This window comes from Saccharopolyspora aridisoli, from assembly GCF_004348445.1.
Lineage (GTDB): Bacteria > Actinomycetota > Actinomycetes > Mycobacteriales > Pseudonocardiaceae > Saccharopolyspora > Saccharopolyspora aridisoli.
Map to the genome: position 1 here is coordinate 50,571 of NZ_SMKV01000004.1, position 15,798 is coordinate 66,368.

Genomic DNA, 15,798 nt, shown 5'->3' on the forward strand with positions numbered 1-15,798 from the left:
ACGAAGCGTTGGTCGGGGTGAAGACCAACTCAACGTCGTGGGCCTGGCGCCAGGCCAGCACTTCGGGACGCTGGTGCGGCCCGTAGTTGTCCGGGACCAGGGATTAGCGCGGCGAGCATGTGCCGCACCCCGTGGGGGCCCCCGCGCCACCTGACCAAGGCGACGCGGGGCGCTTCGTCGTCCGATCGCCCCTGCGGTCTATCCGGTCTCACGTTGCCCACCAGTGCGCGTCTGGCGGGCTTGGTCGAGGCTGACCCGCAGTGCTTCCTCGAGGTCCGCGGCTTCCTGCGTGCGGGGCTCCGGAACGGCGATCTGGCGGTGGGCGAGCTTGGCATCGATCAGCGCCTGCAGGGCCTCGCGTGAGTGGTCCCGGTAGCCGCTGGGGTCGAACGTCGTACTCGACAGCGACAGCACCAGCTGTTCGGCCATCCGCTGTTTCTGCTCGCGGGGCTGCGGAGCCTGGTCGGTGAGCCATCCGAAATCCGGTTTCCGCACCTCATCCGGCCACAACAGCGTGACCAGGCAGATCCCCGGCCCATAGGGCCGCAGCAGCGCCAACCGCTCCCGAGTCCGGATCGCCACCCGCCCCAGCCCCACGTGCCCGGTGTCGGTCATCGCGTCGCGCAGCAGGCCGTACGCGTTGAGTGCGACTTGGTGGGGCTGCAGGAAGTAGGAGCGGTCGAACAGGATCGGATACACCGCGTCGGCCGGGACGAACTCGGCCACCTCGATGGTGTGCGCACTGGGCAGCGGCAACTCCGCCAGCTCGTCCTCGGACAGCACGACCATCCGGCCGTCGGGCAGCTCGTAGCCCTTGGCGATCTCCTCCCACGGCACCCGGCGGTCTTCCACGGTGCAGACCCGCTCATGCCGCACCCGGGCCCCGTCAGCTCGGTGCACCTGCCGGAAGCTGATCGAGCGCGACTCCGTCGCGGCTGACAACCCCACCGGGATCGCCACCAGCCCGAAACTGATCACACCGTTCCACAGCGTTCTCACAGCGCCAGCCTGCGCCCAGACGACAGGCCTGCTTAAAGTCTTTTGCCCCTTCACGCCCCACGGCCCCTCTGCCGAAACTGGCCGCCTGCCTGTGCGGCGGAAGGACGACCAGGCCGCTGGCCGCCCGCCAGTCCAATGCCATCGACAATGACCCGCCCCTAGGCAGGCCCATCGGCGGTACCAGTCATCCAGCGGCCTGGTCGATCACAACAGCCCACTCGCACCCGAGCCGAAACTCTGCCTGCCACAGATTGCGTCATTGGCAGTCAGCGCTAAACGAACTTGGCCATAGGTCCTTGCGGGCGCTCGGCCGAAAGATGCCTAATCACAAACAGGGATCCCGCGACCTCGCAACGACTCCAACACCTCCGGCTGCAAGAGCACTGGCCTCGACTGTGATCAGAAGCGGCACCGAAAAGCGGGTATGTTCTCGCACCTCGATCGGACCGACATTTCAACCATTCACCTAATATGGCTCGACACACCTCAATCGGGTCGGGTGCTCGGGAATTCTCGGTCCCCAACCCGGAGGTATCATGCGCGTCCCGCGGTTGCTTCGTCGGCTATCTACTGTGGGCCTGGCGATCGTCGCTACCATCAGCGTCGTCGTCCCCGTCGCGGAGGCTTCCCGGCCACCGTCACCCGCGCCCGCAGAGTGCGCTGAAACCTGGCGATGCGATCGACCAGTTCGCACGGATACCTCTCGACGACCGCATCGCATTCGTCCGACTGCTCCATCGCCGGGCCTCGGAGTTCGAGCCGAACTTTCAGCGCTGGAACGCGATCGTGGCTGTCCTGAAGGCACAACGCGATCACGGCCACGCCGAGCCGGGCACCTGGACCGCGATCACTGGAGCGCGGCTGTTGGAAGGAATCGAACGCGGAACCGAGCTCGCCGGCGGATCCGCCAGCGCTGCCGGCAACCCGGGCTCGGATCGTTGGGCGGCATATCTCACCGATCTCGCAGCCGAAGAACTCACCTACCCGCCGACACACGGAGAGGTCTGGGAGTAACTCGGAGCAAGTCTCACTGGATTACGGTGACCAAGTCTCCCGCGAGCAGTACGGGCGGACGGCGACCGCCGAGGAGCAACGGTGCGAGCAACTCACCGATCTCGGGCGTTGGGCGCTCCGGAATCAGAAGCAAGCCTCCGAGGCGCTCGGCCCGCTCGCGCCCGTGCCGTGGTGGTTCACCGACACGCGCAACGAGGAGAGCTACCGGATCGCCGGTGAAGTCGCGGTCACGCTCGCCTACGGGCCACCACTGGAAACGCTGGCCGAGCTGCTTCGCAGAATCCAGGAACGCTGTCCCACCTGCGTGCTTCCCGCTCCGGTGGAGTAGCGGGCGCCGTCTGGCGTGCGGTCGAACGCGAGGGCCTTCTACTGGTCCAGGGCCGCAAAACACCACATCTCCTGTCCTGAACTAGCCGCGGAACCAGCCTGCGGACCGAGCCAGACGGCCGTTGCCAAACCTCCGAGTGGCCCGCCATGCACGCTGATCCGGTATCGCTCGCCGGCGGACCACTCAGCACGAGATGCGGCAGGTACGCCAGGGGCTCTCTTCGTCGTGCCTCAAGCGGTGCCCGAGACGCCGCGAAACGGGTTGCGACGGCTGAGACGAACGGGGACATGACGTTACCGACCGACCAGGTCAGCGCAACGCAGTGAGAGTCCAGAGACGTACCCGGCTCCGTTCACACCGAAGAGGTCACTGGTTCGATCCCATTTCGCCCACATCTTGGGATTGTCCGCCGATGAATTTGTTGGCGGGGAATCTTCTTCTCGCGCCCTCTTGAGAGGGTTCATCACTACCGTGGGGCGCAGACCTGTTCGATCGGCGGAGGGGGTGCGCGTGGAGCACACCGTGGTGATGACCGGGGCGAGTCGCGGGATCGGCCGGTCGCTGCCGAGCGCATCCTGCGCGAATCGGCGGGCGCTCATCTCGTGGTCGTCGCCCGCGCATCGGCTGATGTGCCGATCGGGGACGACGTCTCCCACGTCGAGGCGGATCTGAACTCGCTGGAGAGCACTCGTTCGGCGGCTGCCGAGATCCGCGGGCGGCTGGGCCGCGAGCTGCCGCCGTTGCGCTGCTTCGCCGGCAACGCGGGCGTCCAGCACACCGACGACCTCACCGCGGGGCCCGAGGGGTTCGAGTCGACGTTCATGGTCAACGTGCTCAGCAACCACGTGTTCGTGCGGGCGCTCGAAGACCGCATCACCACCGGCGGCCGGATCGTGATCACCGCAAGCGATGTCCACTTCGGCGATCTCAGGCACAACCTGGGCATCGTGCCCGCTCCGGTGTGGAAGTCGCCCGACGTCCTCGCTCGGCCGCGCGCCTTCGCCGCGCCGGAGACGACCGCGGCCGGGCGCACCGCGTACGCAACGAGCAAGCTGGCGGTGATCCACCTGGTCCACGAGTACGCGCGCCGTCTGCCCGCGGGAGTCGACGTCGTCGCGTTCAACCCGGCGTTCGTTCCCGGCACCGACCTCGCCCGCAACGCGGGCGCTCTCTCCCGCTTCGCGATGCGGCACGTCCTACCACTGCTGACGCGCACGCCGTTCGCCACGCGCCCCGACGACGCGGGCCGTCACCTCGCCGACGTCGTTCTGGGCACCAGGCGGGCCCCGACCGGCTCCTACGTCGATCGCGGCCACGTGGCGCGTTCCTCCACCGAGTCCTACGACCCAGCTCGCGAGCACGAACTGTGGGAAGCGGTCGAGCGCCTCACGACCGGCGCTCCGGAGTGATCAGGCGTTGGTCGGGCGTTCTGGTTCGGGGAGGTCGTTGACCGCCGTGGCGAGGAGGCAGAGCTCGTTGCCTTCCGCAATGCCCGACCAGCGACACCATTGTCGCTAGGCCGCACCAGGTTTCATCCTCGGCTGCGCCCGGGTGCGCATCGAGACAGCGCCGGCGCAGCGACAGCTCCTGCGAGGGAGAGGATGCCGGTGAGCACGGCGACGTGATTCCAGCCGGACAGCTGGGCGGCGATGTCGTCGCCTGGGGCAGAGGCGAGAACACCTACGACGGTGACCCCGATCGAGGCACCGACGTAACGGGTGGTGTTGTTCAGCCCGACCCCTGCGGCGGCACGGTCGGGCGGGACGGTGGCAGTCGCCTGCCGTCCCAGACCGGCATTGAGCACGCCGGTGGCGACGCCTGCGACAAGACGGCCGGGCACCAGTCGCCCGATGGTCGAACCGGTTTCGAGCCCGGTGAGCAGCAGCAGACCGGCACCCGTGACCGCGAGGCCGATTGCCAACTGCGCCGTCCCCGTCAGCCGCGCGGCCAGCCGACGGCTGAGCACGGCGGAGACAGCGCTGGTACCGGACCAGAGCGCGAGCGTGGCGCTGGCCCCGAGGGTGCTCATCCCCATGCTGGTCACCAGGAACGTGCAAGCGAACGACATCAGTTGCGATCACACCGGCGCCGGTGGCCGTGGCCGCCACCGTGGCGGCCACGAAATCTCCCCGGCGAAACAGCGCGAGCTCCACCATGGGCGAGCGGCTCCGGAGTTGGCTGATGGCGAAAGCCACCAAAGCAGCCACCGCTACACCGGCACAGACCAGGGCTGAGGCGAGGCCACCTTGGCGCCCTTCGACCAGTGCGACCAGCAGCAGTCCCAGCCCGCTGGTCATCAACGCAGCGCCAAGCAGGTCCAGGCGCCTGCCCGGGATCACCGCCTTCTCGGGAAAGCACCACCGCGCGGCGATGGCGATGCTCACCCCGACGGCGGCGAGCAGCCAGTACGGCGCGCGCCACAGATCCGCGAAATCGAGCACACCGGTCAGCAGCGGGCCGAGCGCGATGCCCAGCCCCATGCTGGCGCCCCACCAACTGGCAGAGACCGACCGGGCTCCGGCGTCGCTGGTCACTGCGGCCACGAGTCCCAGACCGGTCGCAATCAGACCGGCCGCACCAACACCTTCGACGAGTCGCCCGATGACGAATTGCGTCGCCGTGGCCGCGGTGGCGCACACCATGGAGCCCGCCGCGAAGACCCACGCACCGAGCTCGAAAACCCGCCGACGGCCGGACTGGTCGGCCAGTGCGCCCGCGGTCAGCAGGCTCACCGCAAGGCCGGTGCTCATCGAGCTCAGGATCCACATAGTGGCTCCCGGCGTGGCGGCCAGCGCGGCGGTGACCGTCGCTGCGTTTGGCGATCGAGCGGCTCGGTGGCCGCGCCGTCGACCCCGCGGCCGTGGACGTGCCCGCGCTGGTCGCCGATGAGACCCAAGGGGCGATGGCCGACGCGGCTTTCGACACGGCGGGGGTTGCGCCAGCGGTGCGCACCGCGCTCGGGTCGATCGGCTCCCGCCGCCCCCTGGTGGCCGTCGCAATCTACGAGACACCGCTCGAAACCCCACTGCTAGAGCTGGTCATGCACGAAGCCCGTGTCCAGGGCTCGCTCTGTTACACCGGCGCGGAATTCGAAGCGGTCATCGCCTTGATGGATGAGGGCAATTACGACACCACGGGCTGGGTCGAGACGATCGCGCTCGGCAACGTCGTGGAGGAGGGCTTCGAGGCGCTGCACCGTGGCGAGAAGATGAAAGTGCTCGTCGACCCGACGCGGTGACACGGCGAACGGCACTCAGGCCACCGGCCGCGCTTGCGGTCCTGGATGTGGCGGCTCGGTCTCACGCCGCGTTCGCGCTGTTCATTGCGCGCTGTGGCCGCGGCCATTAGCTTTCTCGGTACTTCGCAGCTCACGAGAGCTGTTCCCCATGGGTGGATGAGATTGGGTCAGGAGGTGCGCCTTGCCGTTGTGGCGCGTACGTGATTTTCACGACGACGATTTGGACCAGGCGATCCACATCTGGGACAAGAGCCGCGAAGGCGGTGAGCCGGTGTTCTCCGCAGCGGAGGTGGTGTCGATGGCGCGGGCCGGTCACCCGGCGATGGTGGCGGTCGTGGAGCAGGACGTGGTCGGCATGGCGGCAGCGAAGGTGGAAGGGGAACGTGCGTGGCTGGCGTTGTTCGCCCTCGACACCCATTGGCGCAACCGCGGCATCGGGAGCGCGTTGCTGGACGAACTGGAGAAGAAGCTGCGCGGTCAGGGCGTGCACCGCATCTCCAGCCTGGTCCCGGAGGGCGCGGCCGGGTTCAAGGCGATGGTCAACTCCGGTTACCGGCCCCGCACCGACCTGACCTACTTCGAGAAGGTCGAGCACCTCGACCCGACCGAGTTCGGGGTGCTCGAGGAGCTGGGCGGGCAGTTGCTGCCGCCGGGCCGGTGGGACGCGCTGGCCGGAATGACGCAGGAGAAGGACATCATCGAGCGGCGCGTGGTGCTGCCGATCTCACACCCCGCGCAGGCCGAGCGGCACGGCGTGCTGCCGCCGAAGGCGATCGTGCTGTTCGGGCCGCCGGGCACCGGCAAGACCAGCTTCGCCAAGGCGATCGCCTCCCGCCTGAACTGGCCGTTCGTCGAGTTGTTCCCCTCGCGGCTGGCCGGGGCGTCCCCGGACGGGTTGGCGGCGTCACTGCGCGCGGTGTTCGCCGAGCTCGAGGAACTCGACGACTTGGTGCTGTTCATCGACGAGGTGGAGGAGATCGCGGGCACGCGTTCCACGCCCGCCGCCGGTCCTGCGCACGGCGTGACCAACGAACTACTCAAGTTGATCCCAGGCTTCCGCGAGCACGACCACCGGCTGTTGGTGTGCGCCACCAACTCGGTGCGATCGTTGGACTCGGCGTTCCTGCGGCCGGGCCGGTTCGACTACATCATCCCGATCGGCCCGCCGGACGAGCCAGCCAGGCGGGCGATTTGGTCGCGCTACCTCGGGCCGGCGCGCGACAACGTCGACCTGGACGTGCTGGTGAAGCGCACGGACCTGTTCACACCGGCTGATATCGAGTTCGCCGCCCGCCAAGGTGCCCAGTCCGCGTTCGAACGCGACGTGCTGCACGACGACAACACCATGGCCACCACCGAGGACTACCTGCGGGCGGTCACCGACACACGACCCACGCTGACCGCCGAGGCCATCGCCGACTTCGAGCAGGACATCGACAACCACACCCGCCTGTGACAGCGATGCCGGCCCAAGACGTAGCCGTGCCCGCTGACCAGGCCGACCCGGCGATTTCCGAAGTCGATGAGGTGTCGCGTCGCGAGCCGAGCGCCAAGGCGGTCGTCACCGACCTCCGCACGACTGGTTCCGTCCGCAACGCGAACGAACAGCGGATCTGTGAGCATCAGCGGCTACGCCTGAATGTGGAGAGCACCGCACGGCTGGTACCACCACGAGACACCTGGCCGTGTCCTACGTCCACCACCCGCCGAGTACGAGCCAGGACCGGTTTGAAGACGGCCCAGGAAACCCATCAACACCTGTCCCACCCTGTGTCCGCTCCACATTCCCGCAGCTCACGAGGCAACCCTGCATGTCCCCCCAACACGGTGTCCCGAGCAAACTCGAGATTGGACACATGGGAGAGCATGAGGCCACTTTCTACAGCCGATCTTGCGACCTCGTCGTCGATCGCGAGCGCCTTCAGCCGGTACCCGTCCGCATGGCACTGGGGTTCCGTGCTCGAACCCGGGCGGGGTCAGGGGTCGGTGTGGAGGACGATCTTGCCGAGGTGGGTGGTGGACTCCATGTGGGCGTGGGCGTCGGCGATTCGCTCGAAGGGGAAGGTCGCGCCGACGTGCGGGACGAGGGTGCCGTCGGCCAGGTGCGCGTGGAGGAACTCGATCGCCGCGGTGCGGCGCTCCGGATCGTCGGTGGTCTCGAACAGGGCGTAGCCGCGGACGGTGAGGCCCTTGGCCAGCACGTCCCCGACCGGTAGCGGCGTCATCTCCCCCGCGAGAGTGCCGTAGACGATGGCGATCCCGCCGGGAGCCAGCGCGGCGGACAGGGTGGTGAAGCCGGCGCCGCCGACCGGGTCGAACGCTACCCGGGCTCCTTGGCCACCGGTCAGCCGCTGCACCTCCGCGACGACGTCCTGCTCCTCGGTCACGATGACCTCGGGGGCTCCGGCGTCGCGGAGCGCGCTGCGCTTGCCGCCGGTGCGGGTGAGCGCGATCGGGCGGGCGCCGAGCGCGGCGCAGAGCTGGATCGCCGCGATGCCGACGCTGCTCGAGGCGGCGGAGATCAGCACCACGTCCCCGGCGGTCACCCCTGCGGTCTCGACGAGACCTCCGTAGGCGGTGGTGTAGCTCATCCACACGGCCGCGGCCTGTTCCCAGGTCAGGTTCGGCGGGTGCTCGACCACGGCGTGGGCGGGGGCGAGCACGGTGTCGCCGTGCAAGGTGTAGCTGTCGGGGCCGAACGCCGGGAGCACGCTGACCGCTGCTCCCGGCGCGACGTGTTCGACCTCGGCGCCGACGGCGCGCACCACGCCCGCCGCCTCGAACCCGATCCCGGACGGCAGGGACGGTTGCCCGTAGCGCCCTGCCCGGAACTCCAGCTCCGCCCGGTTGAGGCCGAGCGCCCTGGTCTCGATCAGCACCTCCCCCGGGCCTGCTTCCGGGGTGGGGACTTCCTCGATGCGGAGGACCTCAGGTCCGCCGACCTGGTGGAAGCGGGCGACACGGGACATCGCTGACTGTCCTTTCTGGACTGTTCGGGGTGGGGGGTGCAGCGTCAGGCGGGGACCTGGTAGCCGTACTCCTCGATCCGGTCGATCAGGTCGCCGTCGAAGCGGAAGTACACCGCGGCGTGGACCTGGTTGCGTGATCCGTCGGCGCCGAGCACGTGCAGCACGTGCTGCTGGAGCACCTCGCCGTCCCGCGCGAACCGGCGGAGCACCTCGTAGTGCAGCGATTCCACGTTGGCGGCGAACTCCGCGAACTGGGCCATCCGCTGGTCGATGGTCTGCTCGCCGTTGCCGTCGTTCTCCCACAGGCTCGCGCCGACCGTGCAGCGCGCCCGGAACCCGGCGAAGTCCTTCGCCTCGAGCAGGCGCAGTCCCTCGTCGAGCACGGTGGTGATGTCGTTGTCCACTGGTTCCTCCGGTTTTCCCCGGGCGCCCTACAGCAGGTCGAGGGCGCGCAGGTCGGTGACGTACTTGCGGATGAGTTCGGCCGTCAGGTGCGGGACGTCGGTGCCGGACGCGCGCACGGCCGCGCCGAACCGCTCGGCCGGGACCGCCGAACCGGCCACCGCCTCGCCCGGCTGCTCGAAGGCGTGCCGCAGCGGCAGCAGCGAGTGCGCGCGCTGCCGCTCCGGCAGGGCCCGCAGCGCGGTGGTGAAGCGGGTGAACCAGTCGTCGTAGTCCTCGATCCGCTGGATCGGGTACCCGATTTCGACGAGCCAGTCCACGACGTTGTCCAGCGAGATCCCGTCGTCGTGGGCGTTCACCGCGTGGTACGTGCGGTAGCCGGCGGGGGCTTGCGCGCCGAGCTCGGCCACCGCTGCGGCGGTGAAGTCGACCGGTAGGCCGTCGTAGTGCGCGCGCTCCCCGCCCCGGTAGAACGAGCGAGGTGCGATGCCGGTGGCCACCAGGCTCAGCAGCAGCCGGGTGAACACGTCCGGCAGGTTCAGCTGCCCGCCGTACCGGCGGTGCGCGAGCAGCATGTCCGAGCGGACCACCGCCACCGGGAGCCCGCACCGGTCGTGCGCCTCGCGGAGCAGGACTTCCCCGGCCCACTTGGTGTTCGCGTAACCACTCGCGTAGCCGTCGTCGAGCTCGCGGACCGGAGCGGCGCGGCGGACGTCGGCGTCCTCGGTCGCATCCGCGGTGGGGACCGCGGCGATGCTGGACAGGAACGTCACGGGCTTGCGCCGGGTGGTCAGCGCCAGGCGAATCACCTCGGCGGTGCCCACCACGTTCGGTCCGAACAGCTGCGCGTAGGACAGCACGTGGTTGACCTGCGCGGCCGGGTGCACGACGAGGTCGGCCGTGGCGGCGAGCCGGGTCCAGGTGTCCTCGTCGAGCCCCAGCCGCGGTTCGGCGATGTCGGCGGGGAGGACTTCCAGCGCGCCGGAGGCCAGCTCCCGGTAGCGGCGGTGCAGCTCGGGATCGCTGTCGAACGCTTCCTCCAGGCGCCGTGCGGCCTGGTCCGCGTCCGCGCCGCGCACCAGGCAGACCAGCGTGCCGCCGACCGGGGCCAGCCGCTCGAGCCACTCCAGGCACAGGAACCTGCCGAGGTACCCGTTCGCCCCGGTCAGCACGACGGTCCGGGCCTGGTCTTCCGGGCCCGGCAGGCCGGGCGCGGCAGCGATCAGGTCGGCGTCGAGGAACTCCTCCAGCACGAGCTCGTCGGCACGCAGCTGTGCCCCGCGGTGCACCGCGCCCGCCACCGGCCGCTCGGTCGCGGCGGTGCGTCCGGCGGCGATGCGCCGGGCCAGACCCGCCAGGTCGGAAACCGGGTTGAGCACCGCGGCGGCGGGCACTTCGACTCCGAAGATCTCCTCCAGCAGGCCGGCGAAGGACAGCGCGGCCAGCGAATCCCCGCCGAGCTCCGTGAAGTGCGCCTCCGGGCGCAGCTCGGCGTCCGAGCAGCCCAGCACCGCCTGCGCGGCCCGGGTGACCGTCTCCAGCACCGGCCGGTCCGCCCCGCCGCGCCGCAGCTCGCTCAAGCGCTCGACGTGCTGCTCGGCGAGCTCGGCGTAGTGCCGCTCCAGCGCGGGCCCGTACCGCTCCTTCAGCCGCGGCCGCAGCGGTTTGAGGTTGTCCGACAGCAGCCCGTTGGCCGGGCTGAACGGCTCCGTCTCGATCAGCAGGTCGCGCGGGATCTCGTAGGAGTTGAGCCCGGCGTCCCGCGCGATGTCCTGGAGGGATTCGAGCAGCGCGGTCTTCAGCCCGGCCTCGTCCCCGGCGACCGGCGCGGCCGACGAGGGCACCACGACGGCGAGCAGGTGAGCGCGTTCTCCGTTGCCGTACAGGAAGATCTGCTCCACGAGCGAACTACCGCTGAACACCGTCTCCAGCCGGGAGACCGCGACGAACTCGCCCTGCGAGAGCTTGAGCACGTCCTTGGCGCGGTCGACGAACACCAGCCGGTCCGGCGCGGTCTCGGCCATGATGTCGCCGGTGCGGTAGTAGCCGTCCGCGTCGAAGATCTCCGCGGTGAGCTCGGGCCGCCGGTAGTAGCCGGGGATCAGCGTGTCGGACTTGAGCAGCAGTTCTCCGCGGGGGTGCGGGGAATCCGTGGTGAAGTAGCCGAGCTCCGGGACGTCGACGAGCTTGTAGTCGCGCACCGGCGGGCGCTGCACCACCGAGTCCAGCAGCACCCCGCCCGCTTCGGTGGAGCCGTACCCGAGGTGGATCTGCACCCCGAGGCACGATTCCAGGAACGTCTTCATCTCGGCTGGCAGCGGTGCGCTGGCGACCATCGCCTTGGCGACGCGCCCGCCGAGCAGCTCGTCGCGCACGCCGGCCCGGGCCGCGGCCTCCACGTCCCCGGGTTCACCGCTCCTGCGGTCCACTTCGGACCGGTAGTGCTCGAAGAGCATGTCGCAGACCCGCGGCACCATCGTCAGCTCGGTGGGCCGGACCAGCGTGAAATCCTCCAGCAGCGCGGACAGGTCGGCGGCGGCGGTGAAGTAGCCGGTCCCGCCGCGGGCCAGCGAGGTCATCACCGAGTACCGCCCGGCCAGGTGGCTCAGCGGCATGTAGTGCACGCCGACCACCGGCACGTCCGCCGAGCCGTAGGTGAACCCGTACCAGGCGGTGCCGACGAGCCGCTGGGTGTACATGGCGCCCTTGGGTGCGCCCGTGCTGCCCGAGGTGTAGATGATCAGCGCCAGCGGGTCGTCGCCCTCGCCAGGGGTGAACAGGGGCGTCGCGGGCAGCTCCGCGCCCTGGCGGAGCAGATCGCCGGAGGTCTCGACCACGACCGCGCTGCCCGCTGCGGCGAGGCGTTCCCGCGCGGCCTCGACCGCTGCCCCGGACCGGTCCTGGTCGAACACCACCAGGCTGCGCACCGAGGTCCCGGCGAGCAGGCACTCCACCGCGGTGTCCAGGTAGCCGGCGCCGGCGGCGAGCACGACCGGCTCGGTCTCGGCGAGGATCGGGTCGAGCTGCGCCTGCGGGGCTCCGGCCGCCAGCGGCACCGCGACCAGCCCCAAGTGGATGGCAGCGAGGTCGAGCGTCACGTAGTCGGTGCTGGTGAAGCCCAGGTAGCAGACCCGGTCCCCGGGGCGCAGCCCGGCGTGGTGCCAGGCCGCCGCGACCTGCCGCACCCGCTCCCACAGCTGCCGGTAGGTGAGCGTGTCGAACCGCGGCAGCAGCTGCCCGGTCGCCGGGTCGGTGGCGCGTTCGCCCAGCGCCGGTTTGTCGCCGTGACCCTCCAGCAGCGCGGCCATGACCTCGGCCAGGCCCTGGCCGGTGTCCTGTTCGGACACCGCAGCCATGACCTCGGCGATCCCGGTGCCGGAGTCGTGCACCGCGGCGCTGATTCCTTCCAGTGATTCGGACATGCGCATCCTTCCGTGAGTGTGCGGGCGGGTCACCAGGTCACCGGCAGGGCGTGCAGCCCGCGGATGAGGCGGTCCGTGCGCCAGGTCAGCTCCTCGGCGGGCTGAGCCAGGCGCAACCCCGGCAGGCGCACCGCCAGCGTTCCCAACACGATCCGCAGCTCCATCCGGGCCAGTTGCGCGCCGAGGCAGTGGTGCAGCCCGTGCCCGAAGGTCACGTGCGGGACCGCCCCGCGGTGGATGTCGAGCACGTCGGGTTCGCCGAAGACGTCCGGGTCCCGGTTGGCCACACCCAGTTCGCAGACCACCGCGTCCCCGGCGCGCACGGTGGTGCCGCCGAGTTCCACGTCCTCGGTGGCGATGCGGGTGAACCCGGCGGTGGCGCTGTTGGACACGAACCGGGACAGCTCCTCGACCGCGCCCGGCACCAGCGACGGGTCGTCGATGATCCGCCGCCACACCTCGGGGTGCGTCAGCAGCGTGTAGACGAAGTTGCCGAGCTGGTTGGCGGTGGCCTCGTGCCCGGCCGACAGCAGGCTGACCCCGATGCTGACCAGGTCCGCGTCGTCGAGCCCGCCGTCCTCACCCGTCAGCTGCACCAGGGCGCTGAGCAGGTCCTCGGCGGGTGCGGCGCGGCGTTCGGCGATGAGCCCGGTGAGGTATTCGTTGAGCTGCTCCCGCGCCCGCGCGGACTCGGCCGGATCGGAGAAGATCAGCAGCCGGTCAACCCAGGTGGTGAAGTGGTCTCGGTCGTCCAGCGGCACACCGAGCAGCTCGCACATCACGGTGATCGGCAGCGTCCAGGTCAGCGCCGCCGTCAGGTCCGCGGGCGGGCCCGCCTCGATCATGCGCTCCAGCAGCTCGTCCAGGACCTCCTGGGCGCGGGGACGCAGCGCGTCGACCCGGCGGGCGGTGAACACCTTGGCCACCGGGCGCCGCAGCCTGCTGTGCTCGGGAGGATCCATGCTGAGCATGGAGGTGCCGGGCAGTCCGGCCGCGACCGTGCGCGGCACGTCCGGGCCCACCGCGGCCGCCCTGCTGAACCGGGGGTCGGCCAGCACGGTGCGCACGTCCGCGTGCCGGGTCACCAGCCAGCCTTCGCCGCCGTAGGGCAGGCGCACCCGCAGCACCGGGTGCGCGCAGGACAGCCGCAGCGCCTCGGGGTCGGCGTGCAGCCGGTCGGGCGGGGCGAACGGGTAGTCGGGAACCTCGTGCTCTGTCGCCGTCATGGTGTGCGTCCTTCCGCCTGCGGAGTGGTCGGTGTGCCGTCGCCGGGAGCGGTCACATCGCGCTCTTGCCACCGTCGATCACCAGGTTGCTGCCGGTGATCCAGGAGGCGCGGTCGGAGACCAGGAAGCTGACCGCGTCGGCGATGTCCTGCGACCGGCCGATCCGCCCGAGCGGGACCTCCTCGGCCCACCGCTGGGCGTGGTCGTCGTCCGGGTCCAGGCCGAGGTAGTCGACGATCTGGTCGCGCGCGGCGTCCGCGCCCGGGGTTTCGACGTTGCCTGGGCACAGCGACACGACGCGAATGCCCTGCGGGGCCAGTTCGACGGCGAGGCCCTTGTTGTAGACCTCCAGCGCGGATTTGGCGGCCGCGTAGTGCAGGATCATCGGGTACGAGGAGATCGTCGCCGTCGACGACATGTGCACGATCACCCCGCCTCCGGCTTCCCGCATGGACGGCACGAGCGCGGCGTTGAGCCGCACCGCCGACAGGAAGTTCACGTCCATCGTGTGCTGCCAGTCGTTCTCGATCTCCAGCGCGGTCTGGAAGGAGCGGCAGCCGCCCGCGCAGTTCACCACGATGTCGACGCCGCCGAGCACGCCGAGCGCGGATTTGGCGAACTCCTGCACGCCCTCGGGGGTGCTGAGGTCGGCGGCGAGGAACTTCGAGGCGGGCGGGGTGTCGTCGGTGGCGCTGCGGGCGGCGGTGACCACGGTGGCGCCCGCGTCGAGCAGGTTCTGCGCGATCGCGGCACCGATGCCTCGGCTGCCGCCGGTCACCACTGCGCGCTTGCCGGTGAGGTCGTCGTGGCTCAAGTCGATGTCCTTCGCTGTTCAGCCCGACGCGGGAAGCCGGTGCGTCCGGGGAGATTCCAGTAGGTGCGGTCAGGTTCTGAGGGCTGTTGATGAATGCGGCGAAGCCGGATCCTCTTACCCGAGCAACTGGCACCGCCGCGGGTTCTTCAGCGCCTTCGTGGCGAGTACGCCGGGACGCCGTGTATCGGCATGCATCAGGAGCGGCGCACGGAGTCCACGGAGGCGCTGAGGTTCCGCCACCCGCACCGCTGCGCAAAGCACTTCCTCACCAGCTCCTAGGAGAGGGTCGCGAGCACGGCCGGGTCGTAGGGCGTGATGCCGGTCAGGTCGTCGCGCAGCGCCTTCTCCGCCCAGTCCGGATTGGACAGCAAGGTCCGTCCCACGGCGACGAGGTCGAACTCGTCACGGGCCAGGCGCTCGCGCAGCTCGTCGATGCCGGTAACCGCGGACTGGGTGGTGTAGCCCTCGGCGAGGCTGCCGCCGTCGCCGAACTGCTGGGCCTGACCGACGGAACCGACGGTCACCGCGGGCTTGCCGGTGAGCACGCGCGCCCAGCCGGCCAGGTTGAGCTCGCTGCCCTCGAACTCCGGGAGCCAGTAACGGCGGGTGGAGGCGTGGAAGACGTCCACGCCGGCCTCGGCCAGCGGGCGCAGCAGCGCCGCGAGCTCGTCCGGGTTCTCCGCGATCCGCGCGTCGTAGTGGCCGACCTTCCACTGCGAGAATCGGAAGAACACCGGAAATCCGGGGCTGACGGCCGCGCGGACGGCCTGCACGATCTCGGCGGCGAAGCGGGCGCGGGAGGCCGGGTCGCCGCCGTAGCCGTCGGTGCGCCGGTTGGTGCGCTCCCACAGGAACGAGTCGATGAGGTAGCCGTGCGCGCCGTGCAGTTCGACGCCGTCGAAGCCGAGGCGCTCGGCTTGCACGGCGCCTTCGGCGAAGGCCGCGATCACCGCGTCGAGGTCCTGCCTGGTCATCGCCACCCCGTGCGGGGCGCCGTCCAGGCCGAGGCCGGAGGGCCCCTCGGCGGGCGGGTCGAGGTCGCCGCGGGTGAGGCCGGTGTGCCACAGCTGCGGGATGATCCGGCCGCCCGCTTCGTGCACGCGCCGAGCCACCTCCTGCCAGCCGGCCAGGGCCTGCTCGCCGTGGAAGTGCGGCACGCCCTCGTGCTCGGCCGCCTGCGGGCGGCCGATGTAGGTGCCCTCGGTGAAGATCAGCCCGACGCCGTTGCGGGCGCGGCGGGCGTAGTAGTCGGCGACCTCGGGCCCCGGCACGCCGCCGGGCGACTGCATACGGGTCATCGGGGCCATCGCGATGCGGTTGCACACGTGCAGGTCGCCCACCGCGAAGGGTTCGTCCAGAGTAGCCATCGCTGTTCCAATCCGGGTT

12 protein-coding genes and 1 pseudogene are annotated in these 15,798 nt (G+C 70.3%); 4 read left to right on the top strand and 9 right to left on the bottom strand.

Features of this window, described 5'->3' with window-relative positions; translation table 11 throughout:
• Nucleotides 1-198 precede the first annotated feature (198 nt).
• Nucleotides 199-999 carry a non-homologous end joining protein Ku gene (gene ku / locus E1161_RS04335; RefSeq protein WP_165939682.1) on the bottom strand — a complete coding sequence of 267 codons (801 nt, stop codon included), beginning with the start codon at nt 997-999 and terminating at the stop codon, nt 199-201.
• A gap of 1,177 nt (nt 1,000-2,176) precedes the next feature.
• On the opposite strand from ku, the gene E1161_RS27025 reads away from it, so the two are divergent.
• Both E1161_RS27025 and E1161_RS04340 read left to right on the top strand, forming a co-directional pair.
• Nucleotides 2,177-2,341 carry a hypothetical protein gene (locus E1161_RS27025; protein ID WP_165939683.1) on the top strand — a complete coding sequence of 55 codons (165 nt, stop codon included), beginning with the start codon at nt 2,177-2,179 and terminating at the stop codon, nt 2,339-2,341.
• Between the two features lie 629 nt (nt 2,342-2,970).
• Nucleotides 2,971-3,750, top strand: coding sequence for a Rossmann-fold NAD(P)-binding domain-containing protein (locus E1161_RS04340; protein WP_235874774.1), 780 nt, complete (start codon nt 2,971-2,973; stop codon nt 3,748-3,750).
• 122 nt (nt 3,751-3,872) lie between these two features.
• On the opposite strand, the gene E1161_RS27895 is transcribed toward E1161_RS04340, so the two are convergent.
• Nucleotides 3,873-4,409 carry an MFS transporter gene (locus tag E1161_RS27895; protein ID WP_235874775.1) on the bottom strand — a complete coding sequence of 179 codons (537 nt, stop codon included), beginning with the start codon at nt 4,407-4,409 and terminating at the stop codon, nt 3,873-3,875.
• Between the two features lie 331 nt (nt 4,410-4,740).
• Nucleotides 4,741-5,109 (bottom strand): annotated as a pseudogene (locus tag E1161_RS28625) (MFS transporter); the annotation flags it as partial.
• Nucleotides 5,110-5,156: 47 nt separating this feature from the next.
• Here E1161_RS28625 and E1161_RS27900 point away from each other — a divergent pair.
• Nucleotides 5,157-5,579: a zinc-binding dehydrogenase gene (locus E1161_RS27900; protein WP_235874776.1), complete on the top strand. Its 423-nt coding sequence runs from the start codon at nt 5,157-5,159 to the stop codon at nt 5,577-5,579.
• 181 nt (nt 5,580-5,760) lie between these two features.
• Nucleotides 5,761-7,035 carry an ATP-binding protein gene (locus E1161_RS04350; protein WP_132619816.1) on the top strand — a complete coding sequence of 425 codons (1,275 nt, stop codon included), beginning with the start codon at nt 5,761-5,763 and terminating at the stop codon, nt 7,033-7,035.
• Between the two features lie 520 nt (nt 7,036-7,555).
• On the opposite strand, the gene E1161_RS04360 is transcribed toward E1161_RS04350, so the two are convergent.
• The 6 genes from E1161_RS04360 to E1161_RS04385 form a co-directional block, all read right to left on the bottom strand.
• Nucleotides 7,556-8,548, bottom strand: a complete 993-nt coding sequence (locus tag E1161_RS04360; protein WP_132619818.1) for a zinc-dependent alcohol dehydrogenase family protein — start codon at nt 8,546-8,548, stop codon at nt 7,556-7,558.
• A 44-nt stretch (nt 8,549-8,592) separates the two neighbouring features.
• The gene (locus tag E1161_RS04365; protein ID WP_132619820.1) at nt 8,593-8,952 is read right to left on the bottom strand and encodes a nuclear transport factor 2 family protein; all 360 of its coding nucleotides are present in this window, start codon (nt 8,950-8,952) and stop codon (nt 8,593-8,595) included.
• Nucleotides 8,953-8,979: 27 nt separating this feature from the next.
• A complete protein-coding gene (gene car / locus E1161_RS04370) occupies nt 8,980-12,372 on the bottom strand; it encodes a carboxylic acid reductase (RefSeq protein WP_132619822.1) in 3,393 nt (1,130 codons plus the stop codon).
• Nucleotides 12,373-12,401: 29 nt separating this feature from the next.
• A complete protein-coding gene (locus tag E1161_RS04375; RefSeq protein ID WP_132619824.1) occupies nt 12,402-13,598 on the bottom strand; it encodes a cytochrome P450 in 1,197 nt (398 codons plus the stop codon).
• Between the two features lie 52 nt (nt 13,599-13,650).
• Complete coding sequence (locus E1161_RS04380; RefSeq protein WP_207920092.1) at nt 13,651-14,412, bottom strand: oxidoreductase; 762 nt, start codon at nt 14,410-14,412, stop codon at nt 13,651-13,653.
• A gap of 275 nt (nt 14,413-14,687) precedes the next feature.
• Nucleotides 14,688-15,779, bottom strand: coding sequence for an NADH:flavin oxidoreductase (locus E1161_RS04385; protein ID WP_132619828.1), 1,092 nt, complete (start codon nt 15,777-15,779; stop codon nt 14,688-14,690).
• Nucleotides 15,780-15,798 lie beyond the last annotated feature (19 nt).